Annotated in this window: 28 protein-coding genes and 1 pseudogene; 25 read left to right on the top strand and 4 right to left on the bottom strand. The window is 60.8% G+C overall.

Annotated features, from left to right (window positions below):
* Positions 1-628 precede the first annotated feature (628 nt).
* The 3 genes from KHO33_RS40345 (at position 629) to KHO33_RS40335 (ending at position 2,008) form a co-directional block, all read left to right on the top strand.
* Positions 629-850, top strand: coding sequence for a hypothetical protein (locus tag KHO33_RS40345; RefSeq protein WP_200568236.1), 222 nt, complete (start codon positions 629-631; stop codon positions 848-850).
* A 76-nt stretch (positions 851-926) separates the two neighbouring features.
* On the top strand, positions 927-1,295 hold the full coding sequence (locus tag KHO33_RS40340; protein WP_200568237.1) for a hypothetical protein: 369 nt from the start codon (positions 927-929) through the stop codon (positions 1,293-1,295).
* A gap of 59 nt (positions 1,296-1,354) precedes the next feature.
* Complete coding sequence (locus KHO33_RS40335; protein WP_236074848.1) at positions 1,355-2,008, top strand: N-6 DNA methylase; 654 nt, start codon at positions 1,355-1,357, stop codon at positions 2,006-2,008.
* Positions 2,009-2,456: 448 nt separating this feature from the next.
* Here the strand turns inward: KHO33_RS40335 and KHO33_RS40330 are convergent, their stop codons facing one another.
* The 4 genes from KHO33_RS40330 to KHO33_RS40315 are packed head-to-tail and all read right to left on the bottom strand — an operon-like array spanning position 2,457 to position 7,571.
* Positions 2,457-4,373: a site-specific integrase gene (locus tag KHO33_RS40330; protein ID WP_200568239.1), complete on the bottom strand. Its 1,917-nt coding sequence runs from the start codon at positions 4,371-4,373 to the stop codon at positions 2,457-2,459.
* Between the two features lie 9 nt (positions 4,374-4,382).
* On the bottom strand, positions 4,383-6,131 hold the full coding sequence (locus tag KHO33_RS40325) for a hypothetical protein (protein WP_200568240.1): 1,749 nt from the start codon (positions 6,129-6,131) through the stop codon (positions 4,383-4,385).
* Positions 6,128-7,312 (bottom strand): tyrosine-type recombinase/integrase, encoded by a 1,185-nt coding sequence (locus KHO33_RS40320; RefSeq protein ID WP_200568241.1) that lies wholly within the window; start codon positions 7,310-7,312, stop codon positions 6,128-6,130. The genes KHO33_RS40325 and KHO33_RS40320 overlap by 4 nt, the downstream gene beginning before the upstream one ends.
* Positions 7,293-7,571, bottom strand: coding sequence for a hypothetical protein (locus KHO33_RS40315; protein ID WP_200568262.1), 279 nt, complete (start codon positions 7,569-7,571; stop codon positions 7,293-7,295). Before KHO33_RS40315 ends, KHO33_RS40320 begins: the two co-directional genes overlap by 20 nt.
* 230 nt (positions 7,572-7,801) lie before the next feature.
* On the opposite strand from KHO33_RS40315, the gene KHO33_RS40310 reads away from it, so the two are divergent.
* The 22 genes and pseudogenes from KHO33_RS40310 to KHO33_RS40205 all read left to right on the top strand — a co-directional run bounded on the left by KHO33_RS40310 (position 7,802) and on the right by KHO33_RS40205 (position 25,386).
* Positions 7,802-8,185 carry a hypothetical protein gene (locus tag KHO33_RS40310; RefSeq protein WP_200568242.1) on the top strand — a complete coding sequence of 128 codons (384 nt, stop codon included), beginning with the start codon at positions 7,802-7,804 and terminating at the stop codon, positions 8,183-8,185.
* 209 nt (positions 8,186-8,394) lie between these two features.
* Positions 8,395-8,700, top strand: a complete 306-nt coding sequence (locus KHO33_RS40305) for a hypothetical protein (RefSeq protein WP_200568243.1) — start codon at positions 8,395-8,397, stop codon at positions 8,698-8,700.
* Positions 8,701-8,809: 109 nt separating this feature from the next.
* Positions 8,810-10,498, top strand: a pseudogene (locus KHO33_RS40300) (PRTRC system ParB family protein).
* Positions 10,499-11,396: 898 nt separating this feature from the next.
* The gene (locus tag KHO33_RS40295) at positions 11,397-11,855 is read left to right on the top strand and encodes a PRTRC system protein E (protein WP_200568244.1); all 459 of its coding nucleotides are present in this window, start codon (positions 11,397-11,399) and stop codon (positions 11,853-11,855) included.
* Positions 11,856-11,863: 8 nt separating this feature from the next.
* On the top strand, positions 11,864-12,082 hold the full coding sequence (locus tag KHO33_RS40290; RefSeq protein WP_200568245.1) for a PRTRC system protein C: 219 nt from the start codon (positions 11,864-11,866) through the stop codon (positions 12,080-12,082).
* Between the two features lie 96 nt (positions 12,083-12,178).
* Positions 12,179-13,321 (top strand): PRTRC system protein F, encoded by a 1,143-nt coding sequence (locus KHO33_RS40285; RefSeq protein WP_200568246.1) that lies wholly within the window; start codon positions 12,179-12,181, stop codon positions 13,319-13,321.
* A gap of 10 nt (positions 13,322-13,331) precedes the next feature.
* Entirely contained in the window at positions 13,332-14,063 is a 732-nt protein-coding gene (locus KHO33_RS40280; protein WP_200568247.1) for a PRTRC system protein B, read from the top strand.
* Positions 14,060-14,698, top strand: a complete 639-nt coding sequence (locus KHO33_RS40275; protein ID WP_200568248.1) for a PRTRC system protein A — start codon at positions 14,060-14,062, stop codon at positions 14,696-14,698. The genes KHO33_RS40280 and KHO33_RS40275 overlap by 4 nt, the downstream gene beginning before the upstream one ends.
* On the top strand, positions 14,695-15,513 hold the full coding sequence (locus KHO33_RS40270; RefSeq protein ID WP_200568249.1) for a PRTRC system ThiF family protein: 819 nt from the start codon (positions 14,695-14,697) through the stop codon (positions 15,511-15,513). Before KHO33_RS40275 ends, KHO33_RS40270 begins: the two co-directional genes overlap by 4 nt.
* A gap of 87 nt (positions 15,514-15,600) precedes the next feature.
* Positions 15,601-15,963, top strand: coding sequence for a hypothetical protein (locus KHO33_RS40265; protein ID WP_234480927.1), 363 nt, complete (start codon positions 15,601-15,603; stop codon positions 15,961-15,963).
* 409 nt (positions 15,964-16,372) lie between these two features.
* Positions 16,373-16,657: a hypothetical protein gene (locus KHO33_RS40260; RefSeq protein WP_200568250.1), complete on the top strand. Its 285-nt coding sequence runs from the start codon at positions 16,373-16,375 to the stop codon at positions 16,655-16,657.
* A gap of 107 nt (positions 16,658-16,764) precedes the next feature.
* Entirely contained in the window at positions 16,765-17,154 is a 390-nt protein-coding gene (locus tag KHO33_RS40255; protein ID WP_200568251.1) for a hypothetical protein, read from the top strand.
* A gap of 76 nt (positions 17,155-17,230) precedes the next feature.
* Positions 17,231-17,692 carry an outer membrane lipoprotein gene (locus KHO33_RS40250; protein WP_200568252.1) on the top strand — a complete coding sequence of 154 codons (462 nt, stop codon included), beginning with the start codon at positions 17,231-17,233 and terminating at the stop codon, positions 17,690-17,692.
* 98 nt (positions 17,693-17,790) lie between these two features.
* A complete protein-coding gene (locus KHO33_RS40245; RefSeq protein WP_200568253.1) occupies positions 17,791-18,183 on the top strand; it encodes a hypothetical protein in 393 nt (130 codons plus the stop codon).
* Positions 18,184-18,191: 8 nt separating this feature from the next.
* On the top strand, positions 18,192-18,665 hold the full coding sequence (locus KHO33_RS40240; protein WP_200568254.1) for a hypothetical protein: 474 nt from the start codon (positions 18,192-18,194) through the stop codon (positions 18,663-18,665).
* Positions 18,666-18,874: 209 nt separating this feature from the next.
* Positions 18,875-19,282 carry a hypothetical protein gene (locus tag KHO33_RS40235; protein WP_200568255.1) on the top strand — a complete coding sequence of 136 codons (408 nt, stop codon included), beginning with the start codon at positions 18,875-18,877 and terminating at the stop codon, positions 19,280-19,282.
* 82 nt (positions 19,283-19,364) lie between these two features.
* Positions 19,365-20,879 carry a hypothetical protein gene (locus KHO33_RS40230; RefSeq protein WP_200568256.1) on the top strand — a complete coding sequence of 505 codons (1,515 nt, stop codon included), beginning with the start codon at positions 19,365-19,367 and terminating at the stop codon, positions 20,877-20,879.
* A gap of 11 nt (positions 20,880-20,890) precedes the next feature.
* Entirely contained in the window at positions 20,891-21,355 is a 465-nt protein-coding gene (locus tag KHO33_RS40225; protein ID WP_200568257.1) for a hypothetical protein, read from the top strand.
* A 259-nt stretch (positions 21,356-21,614) separates the two neighbouring features.
* A complete protein-coding gene (locus tag KHO33_RS40220) occupies positions 21,615-21,857 on the top strand; it encodes a DUF3717 domain-containing protein (RefSeq protein ID WP_200568258.1) in 243 nt (80 codons plus the stop codon).
* A 130-nt stretch (positions 21,858-21,987) separates the two neighbouring features.
* Positions 21,988-23,067: an ATP-binding protein gene (locus KHO33_RS40215; protein ID WP_200568259.1), complete on the top strand. Its 1,080-nt coding sequence runs from the start codon at positions 21,988-21,990 to the stop codon at positions 23,065-23,067.
* 110 nt (positions 23,068-23,177) lie between these two features.
* Positions 23,178-24,104, top strand: coding sequence for a hypothetical protein (locus KHO33_RS40210; protein WP_200568260.1), 927 nt, complete (start codon positions 23,178-23,180; stop codon positions 24,102-24,104).
* A 7-nt stretch (positions 24,105-24,111) separates the two neighbouring features.
* Positions 24,112-25,386, top strand: a complete 1,275-nt coding sequence (locus KHO33_RS40205) for a vWA domain-containing protein (protein ID WP_200568261.1) — start codon at positions 24,112-24,114, stop codon at positions 25,384-25,386.
* Positions 25,387-25,552 lie beyond the last annotated feature (166 nt).

The following is a 25,552-nucleotide window of genomic DNA, read 5'->3' as shown; positions in this document are numbered from 1 at the left end:
TCGCGCACTAAACGAGGCCCATTCCATTCCTCATTTAGTGCGCGACGCCCCACGCAATCTCACGCCACATAGCTCGCGACGACAACCCTAATTTAGGCCGGGACGTAACACATGACGGCAGGTGGAATCTGGAAGCCACGAGCCTGAGGAGATTCCAGACTGCACAGCCGACTAGCAGGATCGTGACGAGGGCCGGGAGAGGGTTAAGAAGCATGTTGTCTGGCTGATGACGTGTTGGACGCGAAAGCTATACGGTTTTGTCGAGCATTCCGTGTTAGGTGTCTGAACCGGCTAAATCGATTTTCGGTGTGACCCGCAAGCGGCCCGTCCAGGCGAACGAAAGGCGGGACGTGCAGTTCGGCCAACATGGCGAGTGGTAATCCACAGGGTTATGCAGAAAATCTGTGGATAAGTTTGACTGCGGTTGGCCTGCACTGTGTCGGCAAAAGCCGCATGAAATTCGATGCCATTCCGCTAAAAGGCGCTGGGGTGCGGGCGCTACCATCTGATCATCTTCCGCGTCCTTGACGCATCGACCGAACGCCGGTTTACACAGGCGTTCCTCTTTCACCCCGACGGGCTCACACCCGTTGCGGGCGTGCTCGCGCCAACTTTGACGGGATGCACCATGAACCGTGATCGTATCTTCCGCTTTGGCATGATGGTCTGGCAGACGTATGGCCTCTCGAAAGAGGAGCTGCTACGCATCGTCAGATCAAAAAACCGGTATTCAACCCGCTATCGCGCAGCAGCGCTGCGTCATCTTGTAGCTCAAGCCCCTGTCTCGGTCACCTGCGGTCGCCCGTTTGCGGCGCGACGCCGGCTTGTGCGCCAGTACTACGGCATCTGATCACGAGCATTCACTTACCCGCCGGGGGCGCGCCCCTGATGGGGATGCACCCCGGATAACCTATCTGGAATCCGGCATGTTCAATCACTTCATTCAGACATTCATTGATGCGCAGACGGCAGCATGGCGTCACTACAGTGCTGTCGCTGCGACCGAAAAGCGCCTGTTCGGCGAGACCCCTGACCCCGCTGTGCGTGTGCCGTCGACCGCACAGGTGGTCAACGAGCTTCGACGCACGTACGAGACGCTGGCCACGCGCATCATCTGGAAGGCACGTGACCAGTTCGCAGCTGGATCAGTGCGGCCAGTGGTCAATCGGGCTGCGGTTTTCCAGATGGCGGGCTTTGATATCGAGCGTTCGATTGCTCAGGGAGAAGTACCTGACTTCGACCGGCTGTATGCGGCGGTTCAGGCCAGTCTTGGCGCAGCGGGAGATCTGCTGTGAGCCGAAAGTCTGCGCAACGCAAACACGACCTGACGGCCGACTCCGCACAAAAGGAGCTCGTGAAGCTCATCGAGTCCTTTTCGCATGGCCACCACCTGTATACGGTCTTTTCGGACTTTGTCGAGATGAGCGCACTGGCGATCAGCAATAGCGTCGATCGCACGCAATTCGACGCGCGCGAGAAGCGTTACCTCGATATCGTCGGCAAGTACAAGCGAGAGGAAGTTGCGAAGTTTCCGCAGATGCTGGACCTGCTCGTGGAGTCGTTCGAGCAGCGCGTCGCGATAGTCCGCAAGTCGACAGCTGATTCTCACGTGGTGAGCGGCGGCTTGACGGACGTGCTCGGGGAAACCTACATGATGCTCGGGCTCGGGAATGATCGGGCGGGGCTGTTTTTCACCCCGTACAGCGTGTCGCGGATGATGTCCATGATGCTGATGGGCGATAGCGGTGCAGAGGTCGAGCGCCGCGGCTTCATCCGCGTGCAGGAGCCAGCTTGCGGCGCCGGCGGTATGGTGATCGCAGCAGCCGACGCTTTGCTCGCCTCGGGTCACAACTATCAGCAGGCGATGCACGCCACGTGCATAGATATTGACTCCTGCTGCGTTCACATGACGTATTTGCAGCTGTTATGTGGAGTTCTCGAATGTTCAGTTGGTACAGCGTCACCAGTGCGTTGGGTGACCGGGGCACATGTGGAGAAGCTGCAGTGAGGCCAATGCGCTGGAGTGCAGGCAAAGTGCTGCGGGCGGTAGGGCGCCGTTGCTTTGCTACTCACGCAGCGCGACTATCGTTGGCTTGACCCCACGGCGCAAGTTAGAAAGTTCTCGTTCCCGCCGCTGCAGCATTGAACTCGCCTCCTGCCAGGCCGCAAAATAGTGATCTACAAGAGCCGCGAGTTTGTGCACTTGGGATTGCAGCGCCTCGTTCTCGCAGCGAAGCCGCTGTAAAGTCTGACCTGCATTTGCCGGACGTTGGTGCCGCCGATGCTGAAGTATGTGAAGCTCACGTAGGACGTCAACGTGGTATCGGTAAAGCGCGTTGCGCGAGACCCTCGCAAGCTCGCAAAGCGCTGTGGCAGTCGGCACCCCTGCGCCCTCGCGCGACGCGAGTTCTTGCAGTGCCCATCGAAGCCGCTGTGCGGCCGTTGCGGCTGCGGGCTCAGCATTTGCGCTTGGCATCGTCGGCCTCCTTGGTTGCATCGATCGCACGGACCAGTGAGCGCGCCTCTTCCATCCGTTCGCGCACGATGCGCAGCGTCTGTAGCGGCAACGTGGGTTCGTTGAGGAGCCTCTCATGCCTGTGAACCTGTTCGACCCAGTAGGGTCGATGCTGATCTGAAACCGCGAAGTTCTTGCAGCGCGCGCAGGTCGATGGCTCCCTGCGCGCGGGGTTGGGGCCGATGGCATTGCCCAGACAGGCGCTGTGCTCCTCACGATAGACGCAGTAGCCCCAGTCGCATACTCCGAGCGCGAGACCAGCGTCCACCAGCAAGCGGGCGTAGCTTTTGACGTCCTGCTTGATCCGAGTGCCCCGAAAACGTGGCCGTTTGGCCATGATCTCCGCTCCGGCACGCCCACCCAGGCTCGGCGTGACAAGCATGTGTTCCCACACCGAGACCGATTGCTCGAGGACCTCAGCTTCGATCTCCCGATTGAGGTGGTAGTCGGTGCCTGCATAACCGCTGTCGGTGACAGCGCGCTCGCGGTGCCCGAGATGTTGGGCGAGGGCGAGCAATGCTGATCCATCGCGCAATGCGGCGAACCGTGCAAACGTCTTACGGCCTTGATGGGTGGTCAGCAACCAGGCCTTGCCATCATGCTGTGGCAACACGAGTCGCGCGGCGAAGCGTTGCAGCAGCAAGGCCATGCGCATCGACGACATGATCTTCAGTGTTCCAGGACACGGTAGTTGCCATTCGGTGGCACCCGCTTTCTTGCTGCTGCGCAGCCACAGCTTGGGGCTTCCTGTCTGTGCACGATGTCCAGCCGACAAGGCTTCGAGAACGGCGATGGTGGCGACAACGGGTGGCGGCGCGACCCACTCGTGTGGCCGCCCGGCGTACTCGGGCTGACCCTTGAAGATGGAGCCGACGATCACGGTGATCTCTTCGTCGACCGCGCTGCCGACGCGGCGGCGTTGCACGCACCCGGCCTTGAGCTGCAGGATCTCACTTGCCCGGGGCCCAACCAAGTAAGAGATCACAACAAAGCACGCCGCGTAAAGCGCGTCGATCGACCGCCTGAGGTCGTAGACAGATAGGATCGGGCCTGACTGACCAGGAACCTCGATGCAAGCATGACGCAACGCGCGAGTCGCCGCAACCGTGCAGGTGTCGAGCTGGTAGCCGCGCTGATTGGACGCGGACATGGCCTGCGTATAGATATCCCTGGCTTGGAGGATGGGTGCCGAACCGCGGGTCACCAGATCAATGGCGCCTTGGACCAGCGGCACCGCCACGGCTTCAGGGGTATAGGGCCAGTGACGACCGCTGGCCCCACGCGCGCCCATGACCGTGCGCAGGTCACGGCTTGGGAAGGGGTCGATTTGCAGTCCGTCGTCAAGCTGATCACGAAAGCGGTAAAGGTACGAGAGTGCGTCGAGGTAGCTCCGAACCGTCGAAGGGGCAAGTGCATCACGCTGAACCCCGGGGCGCTGCACGATTGAGCATTGAAACTGCAACAGCGCCGTTGCGTCGAGATCGGCGAAGCGCCTGTAGCCGGCCTGATCCATCCAGCGCACAAGTGTGCGCAGGCGCATGAAAAAGGCGAAGGTCGTCGTTGCTCGCTGCGCCAGGCCGGTTCCCAGCGAGCGGCTGCGGATAATCGCGACGACCTGCTTGCAGCTGTGCAATAGCTGTGCAAACCGAGGCTCCACGAAGAGCTCGCCGCTTGGAAGCTTGAAGCGCCAGTCGATGCGCATGGACCTGCCTTCTTCAAGGGCACTCGTCGGCTTGAAGACCCAGACCGGGTCGTGCCAAAGCGAATCAAGAAACCACGCCCGATCATCGCGCGCAAGTGCCTCAGCTTGGCTTGCCGGGATCAGGCTGCTGGTCTGATGGTCTTCCGTAGCACGCATTGGGGAACCTCACCGAAGATCTGGCAGTGGTGGTAACTGTGTCACCAGGGAGTGCGCAGCCGCCAGTTCCGCAGCCGAAAAGCGAGGGAGGATGTCTTCTTCGAGAATCTGCAACTGCGGCGCGTAGATGAATTGCCAGCGTGCCGGATGCAGTACCGCAGAAGCAGCCCGGATGTGATCGCGCGCCTGAATCAGCCGAGCCAGCGTCGACGGATCAGGCGTGATGATGGCGTTCGGACACGTGAAGCAGCCCATGAAGTTGGTACACAGCTCGCCGGATCGCGTGCCTGTTGCAACTCCGGCGAAGGGGTCTTTGCAGTTGAAGCCGAACATCGACACGACCTCGCCGCTCGGCACGGCCGAACTGTTGCGCGCTGACTTCGATGACAGGCGTCCCGCCGAGTCGTTTGAGTGAACCTGTTCAACATGCCCGATGAAGGCTTGTTGCAAGGCCGCGATGCGCATGCGGTGCTGTGCCTCTGCCTCTGGTGTTTGGACGTAGCGAATGGTGGTAGAGAGGTGCGCGTGATTGGCGATGGCCTTGACGCGGCGCAGATCGCCTGACACGCGATAGAAACTTGCGAGGACGCCGGGGCGGATCGATACAAGCGTGAAGATCGGTAGGCCGTGCCGCTCGCAGAAAGGCTTGAGCATCTTCTTGACGGCGTTACTGGTGAGCGCCATCACACCGTAGTGGCCTTGGTATAGAAACAGTCGGTCGCGCATGCCAACCGGCGCCAGGGGCCGTAGTCGCTCGTTCCAAGAGAGAATCTCCTTGACAAACGCTGGCGGACCGAAGGGGTCAGCGCTGTCGAAAGTGAGCCGTTGGGTGCTGTTGGCACGCGCCTTGAGCCAAACGAGCGCCTGACGGTCGTCGAGCAACGGCAGGGACTGCAGGCAGTTGCGGCCGATTTCGGCGATTGGATCGGGGTTGCCGGCCGCGTGGACCATGATGGCCAGGTAGTACGGCAACAGGGACTCCGCACGCGGATATAGGTATGGCTCAACTTGTCTGCGGCCGCCGAGTCGATACAGAGCATATCGGAGTGCGTACTGACCGGGGCGTCTCAGTTCATGCGTGTGGGGCAAGACGCCGCATCGGTCAATGTTTTCGAGAAGCCAGCCGAGCGTTCCTGGTTCGCCGGCATCGGCAATGCGTTGCGCCGCTGCGGCCTCACGGTCGGCACGTATGCGAGCGATGTCTGCCTCGCAGGCCCTCAGCAGCGCTCGCAGATCAGTTGCGCGCATCTTGGTCGACGGTTGAGCATCGCGGTTGCGCCACGGGAACGGGTTGAAGGGATATTCAATGCACGCGATGACGCCGGGCCGGTAGCGCTCGATCCATTGCAGCATCTTGCGCAGCGTGACGTAGGTGCCCGCCCGGGTGCCCTTGGTCCAGGGTTGACCATCCGGTCTGCGCTGGGTGTTCAACCACTCGACATAGCGCAGCAACATGCCGCCGTGAATGTCAGCTAGGCTCGTGATTGCCGCGGACTCGCGGACAAACCTAGCGAAGACTTTTGTGTGGTGCCAATGCGTAGAGAAGTAACGTCCAGCCATAGCGCCGAAGTGGCACCAGAAGGCCTCGGCAAGGGCCCGAGCGACGTCCACGGGAAGACCGAGCGAGCCAAAGTCAACCACAGTTCGACGTACCAGGCGAGGTGCCTCGTAGGAAATGGGTGACGCACCGACATCAATAACTTCTGCATCGCTTACGAACTTCCGGGGTATCGACCGGCGAGTGGAGGCCATGGTCATCGCGCTCCGGACAACAGCGTTTCCAGAACCTGCTTGAACGCGAACGCTTCCACGGCGATGGCGCGCAGGTAGCGGTCCGTCGTCTCGATGTGCTCGTGCCCCAAGAGCACTTTGACGATCATCAGTGGGTTGATCGCGACGCCCTCGCTGGCCAGCCGCTGGAGCCGAGCCAACAGCATGCAGGCGAAGGTTGCTCGCAACAGGTGCGTCGTCGCCCTGAATCCGCAGGCCTGTCCGGTGCGGTTGATGACGCGCTGGTAAGCGTTCTTGCCAACGGGCGAGCCACGCGAGTTGACGAAAAGCGCTGCAGTCTCGGCGAAGCGTCCTCTGCGGCGTGCGCGCAACAACCAGGCCTGTCGAAGCCCGGACAAATAGGCCGCCGTCTCATCAAGCAAGCTTGTGGGCGCGAGTACGTAGCCCGGCTTGCGTCCCTTCCGCGTTACTTCAATCGTGTGCAGCGATGCTGACGATGATGAGCATTTCATGACGTCTTGGACTCGGAGGCTCAACAGTTCGCTGATGCGTAACCCCGTGAAAAGCTGCCAACGCGCCATCAGGTCGTACGGTGACGGCAACGTGGCCAGAAGTTCACACGCCTGCTCGGACGTGAGTGGCCGTGGCAGGGACTCAAACTGCCGCAGGATGAACAGGCTCTGCTCGGCCGACTGAGCTGCGTAGGTCCTGACCGATCGCGGCGGTCTGGCTACTCCGAAATTGAGAGGTGTATCAACCAAAGTTGAAGCAGGGAGCCAATGCGTTCGCACAGCCCAGCTGTAGAATCGCAGCACACCGCGTACCCGATGGTTGATCGTCGAAATGCGATACGGTCTGCCGGTGTGGGCACTCGGCTGCGCCAACATGCGATTGCGATAGGCCACCAGGTCGACCGCGTCAGCGTCGTCCCACCGAATGTTGTTCTGCTCAAGCGTTTCGAACCAGTCGTAAAGAATCTCTGCATAGGTTCTGAGCGTGTCGGCAGTGTGCGCTTGCCGCACGAAGTGGTCATGAAGGAAGGCAACTGCCGGTTCGATCAGCAGCCCCTGCGCCGTAAACAGGAGTGGAAAGCCTGTTGGCCTTGGTTCGCGCAGCGTCATTGCAAGCGCCTGAGTAGCTGCTGGACGCAGACGATCGATGACTTCCGCGGGCGTCGGCAGCGTCGCCTTACGAATCGTCTGGACCATGCTGGCCCTCCTTGGCGACAAGGTGTGTGACCGCATCGACGAACGACAGGCCCAACAGATGCATCGCCAGATCGATCGCACCGCCTCCACCGGACTGCGCTCGCGTGTCGAACCACTTGACCCCTGTGATGAGGATTTCGAACTCACCGCGCACGGTGGCCACATGCCAGCGTTGGCTGTGCTGGTCCTTCAAAGGCAGGTACGTCGGGTCGGTCTTGGCGTGGACGGACAGCAACTCCAACGCGACGCTCATCGGCATCGCGCGAAGCCGTGTCAACGTCGCCGCATCGAATGACCTGCGCACCGGCATCACGGGCCCCCTCGAGACTGCCGCAAGAAAATGCGGCGCGCCGGGCTACTCGCCTCTGAAAGAGGCATGGGCTGCTCGGGCAGTGCCCAGTGTTCATCAATTCGCCAGATCACGCAATCATGTTGACACTCGTGAATGCAACCTAACAGCTATCCCTGCTGCATGTTCCGGCTACGATCGTGCACGGCAATGCGCTGTCGATGCGCTGTCGATGCGCTGTCGATGCGGTGTGGGGCACGTGGTACACGCCGGCACATATTCTGGGCGGCTGGACATTCAGGCTAAGGCGGCGGCTCGAGGCGGATCTACTTCGTGAGGCTGTCGCGCTTGAATGCAGCCCGGAAGCCGACGAGCCGCAACCGCTGGCGGTCAGGACCGATGTTGCGCAGGCGCCGGAAATCGAGGCTTCCGACGTGGCAGTGCTGGAGCGCGAGGTCGCCCCGGTGGCCGCCGCGGTCGTCTCCGATGCAATGTCGGTGGCCGAGCTTTTTGAAGAATCGCTCGCTAGCGGTACCCGGGAGCGTACCGTGTTCGACACGATTGACCAGCTGACGCTGTTTTGACGCAAGGCCCACCCGACGACGGTGGGCCTTTCTTTTTTAGACGCATGGATTTTTGCAGCTTTCCGGGCTTTCACAGCATTTCGTGGCGGTATCTTTAGCAAATCACCCGCGTCCATGACGCATCGAATCGCCGGCTAACCGGCATCTGTCTTTAGACCCCATCGGGAACCACTCCCGAACGGGGGCAGGTTCCCTTCCGGAGAACCTGTATGTCAAATGCCTATCTCGATGTTCGTGCAGCGTTCGCGCTCGCGAAAGTCGCCAGCATTACCCATCCCTCAACCGACCGGCTGAGGCTCGTTCTGGCAGACGCGCAGGCCTTAGGCTATCGCGACGCTGCTTTCAGCCCAACCAGTCAACTTCCGGTGCCCGTCTACTTCGCCGACGAACCCCGCCTCGCAGAGGCATGGCACGGCGGCGTCGCGACTCAGGAGTCGGAAGAAGAGACGTCGGGTATGTGCTCGTTCTGCTTCAAGGGTCACGAGATCTGGCAGTGTCCCCACCTCGTTGACTAATCCTTCGCGTCGTTGACGCATTCAACCGCCGGCCAGTCCGGCCGCTATCTTTGACCCCATCGGGAACCTCTCCCGAGCGGGGGCGGGTTCCCTTTCTGGAGAACCTGCAATGCAACAGCAACTTACTGCTCCTCTCAAGCGTATCAAGCTCGGCCGCAACCCCCGGACATACTTTGATCCGAAGGCTCTTGCGGAACTTACCGAGTCGATTCGCGAGCACGGTGTCGATACGCCGATCATCGTCCGCCCGGTCGTTTTCGACGACTTTGACTACGAGGTGATCGCGGGTGGCCGCCGTCATCGTGCAGCCTGGGACGCGCATGGTGGAGACTATGCGATGCCCATCGTTGTAAAGGACGTCGACGACGTCCAGGCGCGACGTATTGCGCTCACCGAAAACATCCAGCGCGACAACCTGTCGCCCGCGGAGGAAGCCGTTGACGCGGCCGAACTTCTTGGGCTGCATGGCGGCGATCGTGATGTGGTGGCCAAAATGATTGGCTGGTCACGCTCCACGCTCGACGGCCGCCTCGCCCTGCTCAACTGTTCAAAAGCGGTGCTCGATGCGCTGAGTGAGCGAAAGATCAACATCGCTCACGCTGAACTGCTGGCGGCGCTCTCGAAAGAGAACCAGGACAAGGTCCTGCCCGTCGTCGTCGCTGAGAAGCGGTCGGTCGCGGACGTTCGCAAGCTGGTTGAGCAGGCGTCCTGTGCGCTGGCCTCGGCAATCTTCGACAAGACCGATTGTGCGGCATGCCCGCACAACTCGTCCACGCAGGCCCAGATGTTTGGCGAAGCGATTGGTACGGGCAACTGCACGAACCGTAGCTGCTTCAACGACAAAACGGAAAAGCAGCTTGAGGCGACAGCCGCAGGCCTGCGCGATGAGTTCCAGACCGTGCGGATCGTGCGGGCTGGCGACAACAACACCCGTGTGCAACTGGCCGTTGACGGGTCGAAAGGCGTCGGGCTTGAACAGGCGAAAGCCTGTCATGCCTGCACGAACTACGGCGCGGCCGTGAGCGGCCTGCCGGATTCAGTCGGCAAGGTCTAACGCGGTCAATGCTTTGACACCGTCTGCAATATGAAGAAGGTGGCCGCGCGCATCCAGGCCGAGAAGGCCGCAGCGCAACCAGAGAAGGCTGAAGGGGCGAAGTCGGCCCCGGCGGCGAAGAGCGCGGGCGGCACCGGCAGCAAGTCCGCGGGTGCCCCAGCGTCGACGAACCAGTCGGTCACGACTATTGCCGAGTCCGAGAAGGTCAAGGCGTATCGCGTGAAGCTCTGGCGCAAGGTGCTGCGGGTGGACATCGGCATGGATCACGATCTGGCGCGCCAGTATCTGATCGCGGTTGTGCTCAGCGGCAACGCGCGGCACATCGAGGATGGAGCGTTTCGCAAGTTCTTCGAGCGAATGGTCGGTGCCGATGTTGAGGTGCCGATGGCCGATCTTCCGAAGTCGGTCAGCGCTGTTCAGGCGACCGGCGAGAAGATTCAGGCGGACCTCATGATCGCCATGCTGTTTGCGGCGATCGAGGGTCTGGACGTCACGCGGCTCACGCAGTTGTGCAAGTCGCACAAGCTGGATCTGAAGAAGCACTGGAAGCTCGACAAGGAGTTTCTCGAGCTGATCACGAAGTCCGAAATGCTGGTGCTGGCTGATGAGATCGGCATTCGCGCCGCGCTCGGCGATAACTTCAAGAAGGTTTTCGCGAAATCGAAGCCCGAACTCATCGAGGCACTGCTCAAGGTCGAAGGTTTTGACTACGAAGGCAAGCTGCCGAAGGTGCTGAAGTTCTGAAAACCGGGGCGCGCTCGCGCCCCGTTATTGGGTAGCCGCGTCTCCTTGCGGAAACGCGGCCCCCGAGGAACCGTACGTGCGAGCTTTCCCCGCATACGGCTCGAGCACAGCGTGAAGCGTCTCGCCGACGCCGGTCTTGACCATCCTGCTCAAGCCCTTCACAAGCCTCACATTATTAATCCATCCCATCGCTGGGACGCGGACGCTGAACCGCAACCTGCCGGTCTCTCTCAAGCTGCCCGCCGACGAATTTCAAACGTGTACTTGTGACAGCTGCACCACGCGGAAGTCTGCACCCTTTCGGATCGGGGCAAATCTTGAACCCCTATACGACCCATTACAGGCCGTCGTTCGCTTGCTCCGCGTTCTCATATCCGCTTCTCCAACAGTTTCCCTCGCGGGTCACCGGCCATCGCTACGCCATCTGGCAGAGAATCGGACTTACCGTGTTCCGCACAAGAGACAAAAGCAGGTTAGGTTCCACCTATTCGCCGGCAATCCGCAGTCCGTGTAGCCCCAGTATGGAAGGGGATAACCGATTGCATGCCTTTTGGCTTAAGCCTCACAGCATCTTTGGCTTATCAGATATTACGACGTTTACCGGTGGTTCGCTTTTACTAACCATACTGCTCACCCTAGCACCTTATCCATCTGATGCTGATAGAAAGCACCTCGCCCTCACGGGATTGATGCCGCACATTCGTGCAGGTTACATTGTCCCGGCGGCTTCATACCAACTCGTTACCGAGATCGCATGCGCCGGTAGGGTACGGCTGACGGAACCGCCGGTTTCCTCGCTGGCCGAGGCCAGCTGAAACAATCTCTTATGCGACTTCCACGTCGCACCCTTACCTTATCCATACGCCGCCATGCGGCGTTTTTCTTTCCAGGAGTTTCCATGTTTCAACAACTCGATGCGCTGGTGCGAGCCAGCGGCAAGTTGCAGATGATCCTCAAGACCGACGGCTGCCGCATGTCCGTGGTGGTGGTACCGCAAGGCGACTCCAAAGAGTCCGTGTTGCGCCAGCCGCTGGTTCTCTCGGGAACCGCCGCAGAACTGGACGAGGGCTTCGCAGAGGCCATCGGACAGTACTCGGTTGCACACGCTTCGCTGTCCGAGCAGGTCGCAGCCACTACCGCGATTCTGCAGCAGGCTGAGAAGGGGCAGGCGTCCAAGGCCCAGAAGTCACTGGCCAAGGGCTCGACCGCTTCGGCTGGCAAGGGAGCCGCGGTGGAACAGAGTGGGGAAGAACCGGACGATGACGATGGCGCAAGCCGCGAAACGTCGGTTCAGGCCCCGGTCCCGCCGGCGTCCGACAAGGCTGCCGGTACCGATCTGCTTTCTCTTCTCGGCTGAGGTCCGACATGTCCATTTCTGTCGCAACGCTTATTCGCGAGTTTATCTACAACGGCGTGAACCTCATCGACCCCGGCGCAGCATTCTCGCCGGCGGAGGTCCGTGACCTGTATTCGGCGCAGTACCCGGAGTTGACGACGGCTGTCATCGACGGACCCGAATACAGCGGGGAGGTTGCCCGCTACAAGTTCGTTCGTGCCGCCGGCGCCAAGGGCGCTCATGCGTAAGCGCGACCTGATGAGAGCACTGGCCGAAGAGTCCAGTGCCCAATCCACACAGAAGCCGCCCGGGGCGGTTTTTTTTCAGAATGAGGAAATGAAATCATGCTGTTCGATTCTCGAACGTATGGTGACCGATTCGCTGAAAACACCCCGGCTACCCGGGAATCGCGCAGCAATCCCGTTACCCGACGCAAACCTTCCAATGATTTTCTGACGCTGCCCCGGGTCGGACCTTCGGTACTGGCGCAGGGGCAAGTCAGCTTCCAGACGGAACGCGCGTTGTGCGAACTGGCGACCCTGCAGTTTTCCACCGGGGTTCTCAGTGCGCGGGACGTTCGGTCGTACGGCAGTGCTCCGCAAGCGATGGCTCAGGCTTTTACCGCGTGGCTCAGGCGCCAGCAGAAGCAGTGGCGGGCGTTGAACTTCCAGTTCCTGCTTTATGGAAGCGAAGCGGTGATGGAGATCATCGAATATCAGGAGCACCGGGACGATTTCGAGCCAGATGCGCCGCTCTATCTCACGGTGGAGTTTCCTGATGACTTTGTCTACTCCATCGGCGATCACGCTGAAGAGTTTCGCATGGCGCATCCACGCCTGCTGCCGACAGCCTTAAGCCTGATAGCCAGGGCGTCAGGTCGAACCCTCAACGTGCGCTTGCCGCATGAGTTTCTTGAAGATTTCGCCTGCTGGTACTGGGGCGGCGATGCAACGGTCACCGACACCGATGTGGTGAAGGAATTGCGCAGGTCGTATGGGCGTAAGAAAGCCGATTACGAGCGCTACCTCCCCTCGGTGGCCTCGGATCAGCTGTGTCCGCCTGATATGGACATTTATCGCATCCGGCAGAAGGAGCGTTCGTCCCGCCCGCAACCGAGGCTATCGATCGCGGCGCTGCGGCGTCTGCATCGAACGACGGCCGGTCGGGCATCCCGACTTGCTGAAGAGCTGGCGGAACTGTCGCGGCTGCTCTGCAACCGCGACACAAAGCCGGCTTTCGATTTTGCCTTCATGCCCGAGTGCGTGTATGCCGCTTGCACGCTGATCGCGCATGACAACGACTACATCGGCCGCCTGCTCGACGACAGGTACAACTTCGCGGCGCAGGGTTCCGGCACGACGTTCTTCGGCTTTATCCCTTTTGCAACCGAGCCCGAAGCCATCCGCCAGCAATACGCGCGGTGGACCAGGGGCATCCGCCTTCTTTCCCAGTTGGACCGCGTCCTCGCGATCCTGATCAAACCTTGAGGGCATCATCATGATCGGTATGAATGTGTCGTCCGGTGGCGACGCGGAGGTCCGGCTCGTCTCCGCAATTCTTCTTTATGAGCAGCAAAACCGCGGCGTGCAGTACGGCACCGTCCACCCGGTGAAGCTCGAGGGCGGGAAGCAACGACCTTCGATCGGGCCTGGCCGGCCGATCGACAGGGCGGCGCTGTACACCGCGCTGAACGAGCTGGCCGCGAACACGGCTGCAAAGGCTGCGTTCCTGCCTGAGACGGTGCTGGCGCTATCACCGGAGTCGATCACGTGGTGGCACAGGCCGACCCGGAAACGGGTTTTCTTCCAGTGCCCGGAGATCAGGTCCGCCGGCGCAGTGGTTCCGCATCCGGGGCTCGTCTTTCACGCGTCGTTGACGGGGTTTCGCGTCTTCGCCGTCATGGAGGACACGCGCCCCACACCCGACACGCTGCTGTACGAGCCACCGTATTTCAACACGTGGGATTGGGGAAAGATCTGTATCGGCTCCGCAAAGGTGCCGAACCGCATCGATGTAGCTGCCATAGACGGTTGGGAAAGCGGGTTCTTTGAATCTGCGTTTACCCATCCGAATGCCGGCAAGCAACGGGTCGACTACCAGGACGGTCCTTTTGCGTTCTGGCGCGACATGCTGCGCGGCAAATTCAGGCAGTTTCCCAAGACTTCCCTTATCTCGATGAATCTCACGCTGGCCGATCTGATCGGCGGCAATATTGGAGAACCAAAATGAATGTTCTGGATTTGACGCTGCAGCAGTCGCTGCCCAGCGTGATGGTGCCCAGGCGTGAGCCAGTGGCACCGATGTCTGCAAACGGCGAGCGCCTGCTCGTCGCGTCCAACGGTGTCTTTATCGAGATCCGCCGCGCATGGCTGTCCCTTGTGCGCAGGATCGCCACCTATGCCGTCCCAACGGCGATTCCATATGGCGAGATCAGCGAGGATACGCAACTTGGGTGCGGCGCGGTCCCGGCCGCGCTGATTGCCCAGTTTGCGACGATGGCGCGGGCCGCTTTTCCGAAGGAGACCGGCGCGTGGATCGTATGGAGCCCCACATCCCGGGACTTCAGGCTCGTCCCGCTCGTGATCCGCTCGCATGACGAAGACTCACTGGATTACGACCCGCCACCGCTGGAAGGCGATGAGCAGCTCGTTGTCGACTGTCATTCGCACGGTAAGCATCCGGCGTACTTCTCCTCAAAAGATGACGCAGACGACCAGCACGAGGTGAAATTCGCACTGGTCGTCGGAAACTGTCAGGCGTCGATGCCGAGCCTTGCGCTCCGGCTTTGCGCCAAAGGGATATTCGAGGAACTCGAGCGTGCGCCGTCGGCGTGGTACAGGGCGATAGCGATGGAGGCAGCATGAACGCACCCATGCTTCATAACGTACCTTCGCGCATGATGTCCGGTCCGTGGCGGGTGGTGGTTGTCGGTGCCGGCGGGACCGGAAGTGCGGTCCTGCCGTCGCTGGCGCGGCTACATCACGCGATGCTCGAACTCGGTCACCCGGGCGGCATTGAGTGCACCGTGTATGACGATGATCGGGTAAGCCCCACAAACGTCGGCAGACAGGGGTTCTATCCCAATGACGTCGGCGAATACAAGGCTGCGCTCATCGTCAACCGGATAAACATGCTGATGGGCACGGACTGGGAAGCGCGTACCTCGCGCGTGAACTCGGGGTCTAACCTGCATGCGGCCGATCTCGTGATTGGCTGCGTGGATACGCGCGCAGCCCGACGGGCAATCCTGCAGTCGTTGACCTACGGTCGCGGGTATTACCTCGACTGTGGAAACGACACCGACAGTGGGCAGGTGATTCTTGGACAGGCTCCCGCTGTCGGGCCTGAGCGTCTTCCGCACGTCGGAGACCTGTTCCCGGAACTTGTCGACCCGCGCGGCGACGCAACCGACGAGACGCCTTCGTGCTCGATGGCTGACGCGCTTCGCAAGCAGTCGCTTGTTATCAATCAGGCGATCGCCGTTCAGGCGTTCAACCTGCTATGGACCATGTTTCGCACGGGCCGCGTTCCGTTCTCGGGCGTCTTCGTGAACCTGAGCACTGGACGAACGAGCCCAATCCCACTCGACCCATCTGCATGGGCGCGCTTCGGATATGAGGTGCCGAAACGGGTGGAAAAGAAAGCTCCCAGGAGCCGGAAAGCCCCTGCCGGAGTCTGACATGCCGCTTCCTTCGGGAAGCGGTTTTTTTGGGGGTGCGCATGTTACTGCGTCTCCAGTCACCATGCCTGTCGTCCCAGGGAGGGAATGATGAAAGATGCAATTGCTGGCTGCCTGGCCCAGTACGGCTGGCACAAGGATCGGATCGTGGATGCCTTCAGCAAGACATTCGAGACGGTTGTTGCGCCGAAGCGGGCCAGCATCTGGTTGAAGTTCGATGCGGAATGCGATCGCTGGTGGCTCGCCAACGGTGAGTTCACCAGTGCCGGCGAAAACGTGCTGGCAGGCACCCATGCGATTTTTCCTGTCGGTATGCCTCAGAACCAGATCGAGCAAACTGTCGCGGCGCTTGTTGCCGCGATGGAGCACAAGATTGCGGGTGCTTATTCGGTCCGCCTGCTTGGTCAACTGGACAGGAAAGCGCAGAACACATCCGGTCACCGAGACTGATCTTCAAGGTCCCCGCCACTGCATCGCAGCGGTATCGCGAGGGCATCCGGAAACCTGAAAAGACGTGGCCAGCAGCAAGGACCGCGTCGAGCTTGTGACAACCAGCGCCGTTCCCTCCGGGGGACGGCGTTTTTTTTGGCCTCGATGAAATACTGCTTCGACAGGGTGAAGACTGCTTCAGGCCGAAAGCCGGGTGGTTTTCTGGATGTTTCCGGGCTATCCGCGTTGCCGGGTCGCCTAGACTGGCTCTATCACCCGCGCTTTTGCGCATCGACCGAACACTCTGGCTTGCTGGAGTGTAGATACCTTTGACTGGCGAATGCCGGTCTTCAACGACGGGCCAATCCCGTCTGTCACCCTGTTGGGAGCCATCCCGACGGGACCGGCTCCCTTTTTTTGGAGCCGCACCATGTCGCAGCAAGTCGCTTTCTCGCCGGAACTCGCCAAGGCTTTGGCAATTTCTGCCGGTCCTCTCAAGGTTCTGGAAAAGTGGGGCTTTCGCGAAAACCAACGTGTTGTAGCGCAAGCTGTTGCAACTCTGCCCATCCAGGCATTCTCAGGCACCATTCTGTATGTCTGGGAAGATGGAACGGCAACTGTGACGTTCGACTTCGACATCCCGTTTGACGCCGAGCGTGAGCTCGTCAAAAGCGGCCGCGTCGACCTGCATTACCTCACCCGCATGTCGTCGTAACCGCGTCTGTTCAATGCTTCAGGTGTATCCCACCTGAAGCACTCATCCAATTTTGTTGGGAGCCAATCCCAACGGGAACCGGCTCCTTATTTCCGAGGAGCTGCTCCATGTTGAATCGAAATCACGCGGCCACGGCCGTTTCCTTCCAACTCATCCTGATCGTCGCTGCCGTTCTCGCTTTAATGGGCTATGCACTGGTCATTTTTGGCTGCGCGTTCGAAGCGCAGGGCCAACTCGATCTGCTGCGTGCGTCTGGTCCCGCGGCTCTCGATGCCTATCTGGCGCACGTCGGTTCACACCAATTGTCGCTTGCTGCTCTCATGTTTGAGTCCGTCGCTGGACACGGCTACGCATACGGCGCATTTCTGCAAGGCGTTGGCTTCGGGTTCGTCTTTTTTATCGCACCGCTGTCAGCTGCGCTGCTCATCGCAGTGCGCTGGTTTGCTGTCCGCGGCCAAGGCACGAATCTGCGCCATCGCATTGCTGCTGTTCACTGATTCAACAATCTTTTCATTCCCGTCAGGGCGACCTCCCTGACGGGATGGTTGCCCCTCATTTCGTTGAGGCAATCAAATGTTCAAGATCATCGTCAGTCTCGTTCTCGCATCCATGCTGTCGGCTTGCGCCGGTGTCGATTTCGGTTCTCCGAATACATACCAGCGTTATGACGTCCAGCACAGCGGTACGGTTGAGGAGGGCACGGTTCTCCGCACTCGCTCGATCACGATCGAGGCCAGCCAGGATAACTCCGGGCTGACGTCGCTCATCAGCGCAGGCGTCGGTGCATTCCTCGGCTCACGCACCATTGGCAATGGCACCGGCCGCTACATCGCCGGCGCATTGTCTGGCGCTGCATCGGGTTTCGTCACGCAGAAGGTTTCGCAGGCGCTGTCGCATCATGCGGGCCTCGAAATCATCGTGCGCACGAGCACGGGACGCAACATTGTTGTCGCCCAACCGGATGACCAGCAGTTTGCGCCGGGCGATCACGTTCTGCTTATCTCCACCAACTCGGGTCTGCGCGTTACGCACTGACCCGTCATATCTCCTTCACGCGCCGGCAGTCGCCGGCTCAATTCTCCATCGCGAGGTGTCCCGAAAGGGCACCTCGCTTTTTCTTTTTTGAGGTCCGTATGTTGAAAGTTCCCAAGGTGTTCTATGCCGACCGCCGTAGCGCGGGCGCGGCAACGGACGCCGCGATAACGGATCACGCGACGCGCATGTTGCGTCGCGTGGCTCGCGACTTGCGTTTGCCTCCTTCGGACCACGAGATCGTCACCGAATCGGCTCGGCGCAATCGCGGGTGCCGCGTCACGCTCCGTACTCCGGCTCTCATGCTGGAGGTCGCTGACACGCCGACACGCCACAAGGTCGCCGTGTCATTTCGCACCCGTCGCGGCCGCTCGGATCTGTGTGGCGGTGCTGACAATGCAGTCGGGCTCGACCAGCTGTCATCGCGTGAAGGATACGACGCGCTGCTCGCAGGCTTGCGGCTTGCCGCCGGTCTGGACAGCGAACGACGGTAGGGGGCGGGATGGAAATCGTCGAGGTTTTGATCGAGTTTCCCTCCGGTATGGTCGTATCTGACCGTGCCACGTACTTCCCGGAAGTCGGTCAGGTCCAGCCATCAGAAAGATTGTCGTTGCTGCTCCGACGACTGGCCGAAAGCGAGGCACCGCCAACGGTCACCATACTACTTACGGGGGCGGAGGTTCGCGCCGACGTGCGAATTGACGGTAATTTCGAACTTTGCTCCAACGAGGTGGACAATGCTGGGCATCGGCCAACGGCTTGGCAACGGCTGTTCGGGCACGACTGGACCAAGGATCAACGCCAGCAGTTCGGTCGGTTGTGTCATTCGTTCACTGTCGTGTCGTTGGTGGGCGCCGCGGGTATTCTCCACTCGACGAAGACCTGGTCCGCCGGCGAGCTTCTGACGGAGGCGGTGCTGATATTTGCCGTTGTGATAACCTTCCTTTTAGGCATGAATTCCATGAACGGAGACTGACAATGAATCTAGGATTGTTCGTCCTTTTGCTGATGGCACCGATCCTGGTCTATGGCGGTTACATGACCAACCGGGGCCGTAAGCACGAGCGTGAACGGCGGCATCCTCGCGTTCCACGCTAAAGATATTTCCAGGGATCGACTCTCCGATCCAACATTCGTCAAAGGCCGCACCTTTCAGGGTGCGGCCTTTTTTATTGCCATTTTTCTATGTATGAAACCCTTGATTTGCCGGTTGCATTGGCGGCCGCACCCTTTGAGACGCTCGGCGCGACCGTTGGCAGCGTTGTAGAGCAGATTTCCCGTGCATTGCGGCGTACGGAGATCGAGCCGGAGTGGGTGACGCACGCGAATTTCATCGACGCGGACTGCCCGGACCGGTTCGGCCTGCCGCCCTCGGCGCCGTGGCCTGTCGAGCAGTCAAACCGACGTTTGACCCTGTCGGTCGAGCGCGGCAATTCGGAAGGCTGGATTATCCGTGTCGACCTGATCGAACTCGTCACGGACCGTGAATCCCAGATGTGGAAGAGCGTGCCGCTCATCCGCATCAAGTCGCTGTCACGCTCGCAGGCGTGGTCGGTGGCGGCGGTGGTTTCCCGCACGCTTAATATCGACTGACCAGTTTTCTTTTCCTGAACCCCGATGGGCCGACATCCCATCCCGGGACGTTGGCCCTTTCCATTTGCGGAGCCAACTTCTCATGTACAAACTGTCTATTCCCGGTGAAACCTTTACTGTCCCGACGCTCGCGGGCGTCGTCGCCCTGTTCGCCAACGAGCGCGTGAAGGAGACTGAAACATCGTCGATTTCGCTGCTCAGCGACGCTGTTCCGGCAAGCGTGACGCGCTACAACGGCACGCTGGCGCTGCGCTGTGCAGGTTCGGCCGCTGGGATCGTCGCCCGGCTGTTCGACGAGGTTCACGCGTTCTGGCTGTCCGCCTATGGTGAGCAGGCCCGACCGTGGCAGATCCGCCCGGCGCACTGGGAGGAGCTGTTCGGCCTTTTCGAACTGGCGCGTGCGCCGCAGAGCTTCCTGTCGACCAACCAGATCGATGCGGAAAAAACGGCCGCGCGGGACGCGCGACAGTTCTTCAATCTGTCGTCGCTATTCCATGACGCGGCGATGGCGCGCTTTGGCTTCAGTTCAGGCGGTCCAGCAGTGGCCGGCGGCCAGGTGAACGGCCGCCACGAGGTGCACGTTGCTTACGCTCTGCTTCGGAACGAGGATGTCCCGCCCGCAGTAATGGATGACTACCGTGCTATGGAGCGGCCGTTCCGCTACGACATCGAGTGGGCGGTACCGCTTCTCGACGTGCCAGAAATTCGCGGCCGGTTTTCTGCCGGCAGGTTGCAACGGGTGAGTTCGATCATGCGTCACGCGAAGCAGTCGCTCACGGCGGAAAACATCGACGCGATCGTTGCCGCGACGGCGGGCTTGCCTGAAACGGCAAGTTATATCGAGGTCGAAGATGCCTTGTTCGATGCGCAGATCGTGAACGCCGAGCCGTTGCCGCCAATGTTCGACACGCCTGTCGCAATCGGGCGGCCGGTCAACGACTTCGCAGCGAGGCTGCGCCAGTTGCAGGCGGACTCGCGGCGCGACAAGGCAGTGGATCGGGCCGACATGGAGCGCGCGCAAGGCCGGATGAGTGCGCGCCGGCACAAGCTCGAATGCGAAATGGCGGTTCTCTCACACGGGCGCGAGTCGTACGAGTGGGCCAATCGCCTGGCTGCAGCCATCGAGGAGCGCGACATTGCTAAGCTGCTGGACATTCTGGACACGTCGGATGAGCGAAACCAGAGCAGCAAACGTGCCGTCGAGGAGTTTCATGGCGTGAAGCTGCGCGGCGCCAAAGCGAAAGCGCGGCGCCGTGCTGTCTTTGCGTTGTGCGGCTTCGACGAGCCGGCCCAGGCGCAATGGGAAAAGGCCGAGGCCGATCGTAAGCTCGAAGAGCGCCGGGAGGATGAAGCAAGGCGTGCGAAGGAAGCCGCGCTTGTGGCCCGCTACAAGCGCAACGACGGGGTGGTGATCGATGGCGTCAAGCACGTCGACGAGGCGATTGCATCGGGCTTCAGCGAGATCCGCAACTGGCGCGCCGGTGCCATTCTTCAGTACGCACTTGTGAACCCGACGCTTAACGAGGGACGGCGCCTGCAGGCGAAGGATGGAACACTTGCCTATGCGCGGGTGGTCCTCGAGCGCCGTGCTGCATAAGAGGAGGGTGTATGCGATTCGACCGTCAGCCTCGACCGGAAGGTTTCTCCTGGACGAGCCGCCGTCGGGCACTGTTCCTCAGTCGTGAACAGCGACAGCGCGAAAAGCTCGCGCAGGCGTATCCGCTGTTCAGCGAGCAGCTTGAGCTGCCGCCCGCCCGCACGCTCGACGAAGAGCAGGCGCGTCGCGAGAGGCTGTTCCTGCAGGCCGACCAGCGTATGCGGGATCTGTACGCGCAGCAATGGCGTCGCACGCGTCGGGAGTACTTCGTGTGCACACCGCCTCAGCGCGCGCGGATCATGGAGGAATGGGCGCGTTGGCCCGGCCCCGCAAGACCGTCCGCATTCTCCTACGTGATCGAGAAGCACAACGGTGTCGGTGAGGAAAAGTCGCGCGTCTTTCGTGAACGCGAACGCGCGATGAATGCGCGCATCGATGCAATGCTGTCGGCGCAGTCCTCGTTGTCGTTGTCCTGATTCGACATTTCTCTCTCTCAAGCCGGCGCTATGCGCCGGTTTTTTTTCGTCCGCACTGAGCTTGAACCTGTGTCGGGCGAGGTCTAAGGGGGGTGATTTTGCGCAGCATACGGACTACTACCGCAACGACGCCTGCATAAACTGTCCTTATGACCCGCGTCCCTGACGCATCGAACCGCCCCTGCGTGGGCAACAACTCTGCCCCGGGGAACGCGATCCCTTACGGGCGATGGCCGGGGCACTTCCCAGTGAGGACCCCATGACTGTTCTGAACAGCGATTCTGAAGCCGCTCGCATCCCGGTCGCACAGATCGAAAGTGCAATCAATGTGTGGCGCAACCGCAATCCGTCGATGTTCGAAACGGATGTGCTGGTACTTTGTGCTGAAGCACGTTGCCTTGCCAATCTCTACGGCAGGATGATATTCCTTCGCGAGACCGACGTGCCCCGTGAAGCACTGAACGAGGCGCAACTGGCCGCTCTGGCTGGCGCGCAGACGTAAGCTACTCCCCATTTTTTCGCGTCATCCGACGCATCGACCCGCCGCGATAGCGGCACATCCAACTCGCCCCACAGGGACCACGTCCCCTGGGGCGCTGGTTCGTGGGGCTTTTCTTTTCTGCGAGAACCCCATGAACGCACGTAATAACGCCGCCGCATCTATTGCAGTCGCCGATCAGGCGCCTGCCAACCAGGTCACTGCAGCGCAGTTGACCGAACTGCTCACGGCCTATGTTCCGGAACGGTTGCCGGTGCTCATTACCGGGAGTCCGGGTATAGGCAAGAGCGATATCGTCGAACAGGTTGCGCGAGCAACCGGTCACGCTCTACTCATCAGCCATCCGGTGGTCGAGGATCCGACGGATTCGAAGGGGCTGCCGTTTCCGTCTGTCGACGGCACGACAGCGCGCCACCTGCCGTTTGGCGATCTTGAGGCGGCCGTCAACAGCAGCACGCCCCTGATCTGGTTTCTCGATGACCTGGGGCAGGCGTCGCCCGCGGTTCAGGCAGCAAAGATGCAGTTGCTGCTGGCGCGGCGTATCGGAACCCACGTCCTGCCGGATCACGTCACGTTTGTTGCTGCGTCTAACCGGCGCAATGACAACGCGGGCGTGACAGGCATTCTTGACCCCGTCATTTCGCGTTTCGCGACTGTCGTGCAACTGATTCCGACGATTCAGGACTGGTCGGACTGGGCGGTGCGCCACAACGTACCCGCCGAGCTGATTGCGTTTCTACGGTTCAGGCCGGATCTGCTGTCCGTGCGCAAAACGACGAGAGACATCGAGAATTCGCCGAGCCCGCGCAGCTGGGGATTCGTCGGCAAGACGATGAACGTGGTTCCCAAGTCGCTCGAGTTGACCTCCTACGCCGGAACGGTGGGAGAGGGAGCGGCGACGGAGCTGCTTGCATTCCTCGGCATTTATCGCGAGTTGCCCTCGCCGGACGCGATCCTGCTGTCGCCTGACACGGCGCCCATTCCGGAAACGCCGGCGGCGCTGTTCGCAACGACAACCGCGCTGGCAGCGCATGCAACCGAAGGCAACTTCGATCGTGTGCTGACCTACAACGACCGGCTCATTGACGCCGGACATCGCGAGTTCGGCGCACTGCTCGCGCGTGACGCCATCCGGCGCACGCCGACGTTGCAGAACACTCACGCGTTCATTCGTGCCCAGAGCGGTCCGCTCGGATCAATCATCCGCGGCTGACCGGCCTTCTTTTCACGCTTCATCCGTTGTCCCTTGCCACGGCCCGCTTCGCGCGCGCCGTGGCTTTTTTCTTTCTGCCTATCCATTCATCTATCTGTCGGAGTCATTCCATGAACATCACCAATATCAAGTCTAAAGTCATGCTGTCGTCGGTCACGATCTCGACCTGGCAGGCACGCTGTTTCGACGTCAAGGCGACCGAAGAAGTTGAGAAGTCGCACGAGACGAAGGGTATCGGCCGCTTCAACAAGCGTCTGATGCCTGAACATGCGCCGAGCTACAAGGAGGTGGTGTCGATCGGCAACCGCATCCGCTCGTACTACTATGACCACTCGCTGAAGTACGACCAGCTGGGCGTGCGCCTTCTGCCGACGATGGTCTATATGGACTTCGCGGACCATATGCGCAAGCTGAAGGACGAGTTCGAACTGGCCGTATCCGTCTTCCTGACGGACTATCTGGACCTGAAGGAAAAGGCACGTGCTGAGCTGAACGGGCTGTTCAACGAGGCGGACTACCCGAGCCTCGCGCAGATGTCCGGGAAGTTCGGGATCAAGATGGCCGTGCTTCCGTTTCCGGACGCGAGCCAGTTTGGGATCGACCTGCCGGACGACGTTCTGTCAGCTTTGCGCACCGATATCGACCAGCACGTGCTGGCCAGTATCTCGACGGCCAACAACGATCTGGTCGGTCGCCTTTACGAAGCCACTTCGAAGCTTGCGGACCGGCTGTACGCGGAAGGCAATGTGCGGCTGGACGTGACCAATCAGGTGCGCGAACTGTGTGAGCTCCTGCCGAAGCTGAATTTCAGCAACGACCCGAAGCTCACGCACATCCTCGAGCAGGCAAAGAAGCACCTTGCCGTACACACCGGGGCGGATCTGAAGGAGTCGCGTGTGCTGCGCTCGCAGGTTGCGGCCAAGGCCCAGGAAATCGAAGGCCTGATGGCGGCCTTCATGGGCAGCACGCCGGAGCCGATGATTGATCAGGGGCCGGCGACTCAGGAGCAGACGCCGCTTCTGCGTCTCGTCGCGTGAGGTGGCAATGGACCCTCGTATCTCGAAGCAGCGTACCGCTCTTGTGCTGGACCAGCCGTTTTTCGGGGCGCTGGCGCTGCGGCTCAAGGTGGTCGAAGATCCGTCGTGCAGGACGTTCTGGACCGACTCGGTTTCGATCGGCTACAACCCTGCGTTCCTATCGCAACTGAACGATCTTCAGACGCGCGGGGTTCTGGCGCACGAAGTGCTGCACGTGGCCGGTGGCCACTGCTGGCGCCAGGGCGATCGTGACCCGGATCTCTGGAACGACGCGTGCGACTACGCGATCAACCCAATCATCATCGATGCGGGCATGCAGTTGCCCAAGGGTGTGTTGATTGATGCCCGCTTTACCGGCAAGTCGGCCGAGGAGATCTACGGCATCCTCGCGCAGGAGAAGCGGAGCAGGGAGAAGCAACGGCAGGAGCAGCAAGGTAAAGGGCAGAAGGATAGTGGCACACCGTCAGGGGAGTCTGGCTCGCAGCCAGGCGTCCCGAACGGGGGCAGCAGCCCGCCGCAATCCGCGAACGGCGCGAACACACCGTCCGCAAACCCTGACCCCAGTGCTTCGCCGCCTTCTCACGAGAGCGCTTTCTCGTGTGGTGAGGTCCGTCAGTATGTCGCCGATGATCGCGCAAGGCAGGAGGCCGAGTGGAAGGTTGCTGCGCATCAGGCCGCGAAAGCGGCCCAGATGCGCGGCAGCATGCCGGGTGCGCTGCAGGGGATGATCGCGCAGGCGGTCGAACCTGCCGTCGACTGGCGACCGATCCTGCATCGCTTTGCACAGGATTCGTCGCCGACGGACTACAGCTATCTGATGCCGAACCGCCGTTATCTGCACCTGGGTTTGTATCTGCCCTCGCTGCATGAACCGGCGGTAGGCGACGCGGTGTTTGTTCGCGATTCAAGCGGCTCGGTATGGGACGAAACGCAAGCGCAGTTCGCAGCGGAGATAATCGCTGTAAATGACGGCGTGCGGCCGCGACGGCTGATCGTGATGGATTGCGATACGCGTGTGACCCAGTTGCAGATCTTCGATCGCGGCGACGCGGTCGATTTCGAACTGCAACCTGTTCGCGGCGGTGGCGGTACTTCGTTTGTCGAGCCGTTCAGGCGGCTCGCAGCGGAGGGCATTCACCCGGCATTTCTTGTGTACCTCACCGACATGGACGGCCGCTTTCCCGATGAGGCTCCGTCGTATCCCGTCCTGTGGGCGTCGACGACGCCGCTGAAACGGGCCAGGAAGGCGCCATTCGGTGAGACGGTTGAAGTGATTTGCTGATGGCGGAACACGCGCCTTTTTCCCTGAAACCCACGCCCGGCATTTGCCGGGCTTTTTTTTGGTGCGCCGAGCATGCGCAACAGCTTGGGGGTGGAAGTCCCCTGCCCAACCTGATGGTGGTGAAGGGCTAGTGAAACGCAAGGGCGTCGTCGCGAGGCGGGGTCTG

It is taken from the genome of Paraburkholderia nemoris, from assembly GCF_905221015.1.
Classification (GTDB): domain Bacteria; phylum Pseudomonadota; class Gammaproteobacteria; order Burkholderiales; family Burkholderiaceae; genus Paraburkholderia; species Paraburkholderia nemoris.
Note: the sequence above shows the minus strand (reverse complement) of the source record. Positions and strands in the feature narration are given on the sequence as shown.

What these genes read in the sequence shown, in the direction of transcription:
- KHO33_RS40345 (WP_200568236.1), top strand. Translation starts at nt 629, where the DNA reads ATGAACCGTGATCGTATCTTCCGCTTTGGCATGATGGTCTGGCAGACG.
- KHO33_RS40340 (WP_200568237.1), top strand. Translation starts at nt 927, where the DNA reads ATGTTCAATCACTTCATTCAGACATTCATTGATGCGCAGACGGCAGCA.
- KHO33_RS40330 (WP_200568239.1), bottom strand. Translation starts at nt 4,373, where the DNA reads ATGCGTGCTACGGAAGACCATCAGACCAGCAGCCTGATCCCGGCAAGC.
- KHO33_RS40325 (WP_200568240.1), bottom strand. Translation starts at nt 6,131, where the DNA reads ATGACCATGGCCTCCACTCGCCGGTCGATACCCCGGAAGTTCGTAAGC.
- KHO33_RS40320 (WP_200568241.1), bottom strand. Translation starts at nt 7,312, where the DNA reads ATGGTCCAGACGATTCGTAAGGCGACGCTGCCGACGCCCGCGGAAGTC.
- KHO33_RS40315 (WP_200568262.1), bottom strand. Translation starts at nt 7,571, where the DNA reads ATGCCGATGAGCGTCGCGTTGGAGTTGCTGTCCGTCCACGCCAAGACC.
- KHO33_RS40305 (WP_200568243.1), top strand. Translation starts at nt 8,395, where the DNA reads ATGTCAAATGCCTATCTCGATGTTCGTGCAGCGTTCGCGCTCGCGAAA.
- KHO33_RS40295 (WP_200568244.1), top strand. Translation starts at nt 11,397, where the DNA reads ATGTTTCAACAACTCGATGCGCTGGTGCGAGCCAGCGGCAAGTTGCAG.
- KHO33_RS40290 (WP_200568245.1), top strand. Translation starts at nt 11,864, where the DNA reads ATGTCCATTTCTGTCGCAACGCTTATTCGCGAGTTTATCTACAACGGC.
- KHO33_RS40285 (WP_200568246.1), top strand. Translation starts at nt 12,179, where the DNA reads ATGCTGTTCGATTCTCGAACGTATGGTGACCGATTCGCTGAAAACACC.
- KHO33_RS40280 (WP_200568247.1), top strand. Translation starts at nt 13,332, where the DNA reads ATGATCGGTATGAATGTGTCGTCCGGTGGCGACGCGGAGGTCCGGCTC.
- KHO33_RS40275 (WP_200568248.1), top strand. Translation starts at nt 14,060, where the DNA reads ATGAATGTTCTGGATTTGACGCTGCAGCAGTCGCTGCCCAGCGTGATG.
- KHO33_RS40270 (WP_200568249.1), top strand. Translation starts at nt 14,695, where the DNA reads ATGAACGCACCCATGCTTCATAACGTACCTTCGCGCATGATGTCCGGT.
- KHO33_RS40265 (WP_234480927.1), top strand. Translation starts at nt 15,601, where the DNA reads ATGATGAAAGATGCAATTGCTGGCTGCCTGGCCCAGTACGGCTGGCAC.
- KHO33_RS40260 (WP_200568250.1), top strand. Translation starts at nt 16,373, where the DNA reads ATGTCGCAGCAAGTCGCTTTCTCGCCGGAACTCGCCAAGGCTTTGGCA.
- KHO33_RS40255 (WP_200568251.1), top strand. Translation starts at nt 16,765, where the DNA reads ATGTTGAATCGAAATCACGCGGCCACGGCCGTTTCCTTCCAACTCATC.
- KHO33_RS40250 (WP_200568252.1), top strand. Translation starts at nt 17,231, where the DNA reads ATGTTCAAGATCATCGTCAGTCTCGTTCTCGCATCCATGCTGTCGGCT.
- KHO33_RS40245 (WP_200568253.1), top strand. Translation starts at nt 17,791, where the DNA reads ATGTTGAAAGTTCCCAAGGTGTTCTATGCCGACCGCCGTAGCGCGGGC.
- KHO33_RS40240 (WP_200568254.1), top strand. Translation starts at nt 18,192, where the DNA reads ATGGAAATCGTCGAGGTTTTGATCGAGTTTCCCTCCGGTATGGTCGTA.
- KHO33_RS40235 (WP_200568255.1), top strand. Translation starts at nt 18,875, where the DNA reads ATGTATGAAACCCTTGATTTGCCGGTTGCATTGGCGGCCGCACCCTTT.
- KHO33_RS40230 (WP_200568256.1), top strand. Translation starts at nt 19,365, where the DNA reads ATGTACAAACTGTCTATTCCCGGTGAAACCTTTACTGTCCCGACGCTC.
- KHO33_RS40225 (WP_200568257.1), top strand. Translation starts at nt 20,891, where the DNA reads ATGCGATTCGACCGTCAGCCTCGACCGGAAGGTTTCTCCTGGACGAGC.
- KHO33_RS40220 (WP_200568258.1), top strand. Translation starts at nt 21,615, where the DNA reads ATGACTGTTCTGAACAGCGATTCTGAAGCCGCTCGCATCCCGGTCGCA.
- KHO33_RS40215 (WP_200568259.1), top strand. Translation starts at nt 21,988, where the DNA reads ATGAACGCACGTAATAACGCCGCCGCATCTATTGCAGTCGCCGATCAG.
- KHO33_RS40210 (WP_200568260.1), top strand. Translation starts at nt 23,178, where the DNA reads ATGAACATCACCAATATCAAGTCTAAAGTCATGCTGTCGTCGGTCACG.
- KHO33_RS40205 (WP_200568261.1), top strand. Translation starts at nt 24,112, where the DNA reads ATGGACCCTCGTATCTCGAAGCAGCGTACCGCTCTTGTGCTGGACCAG.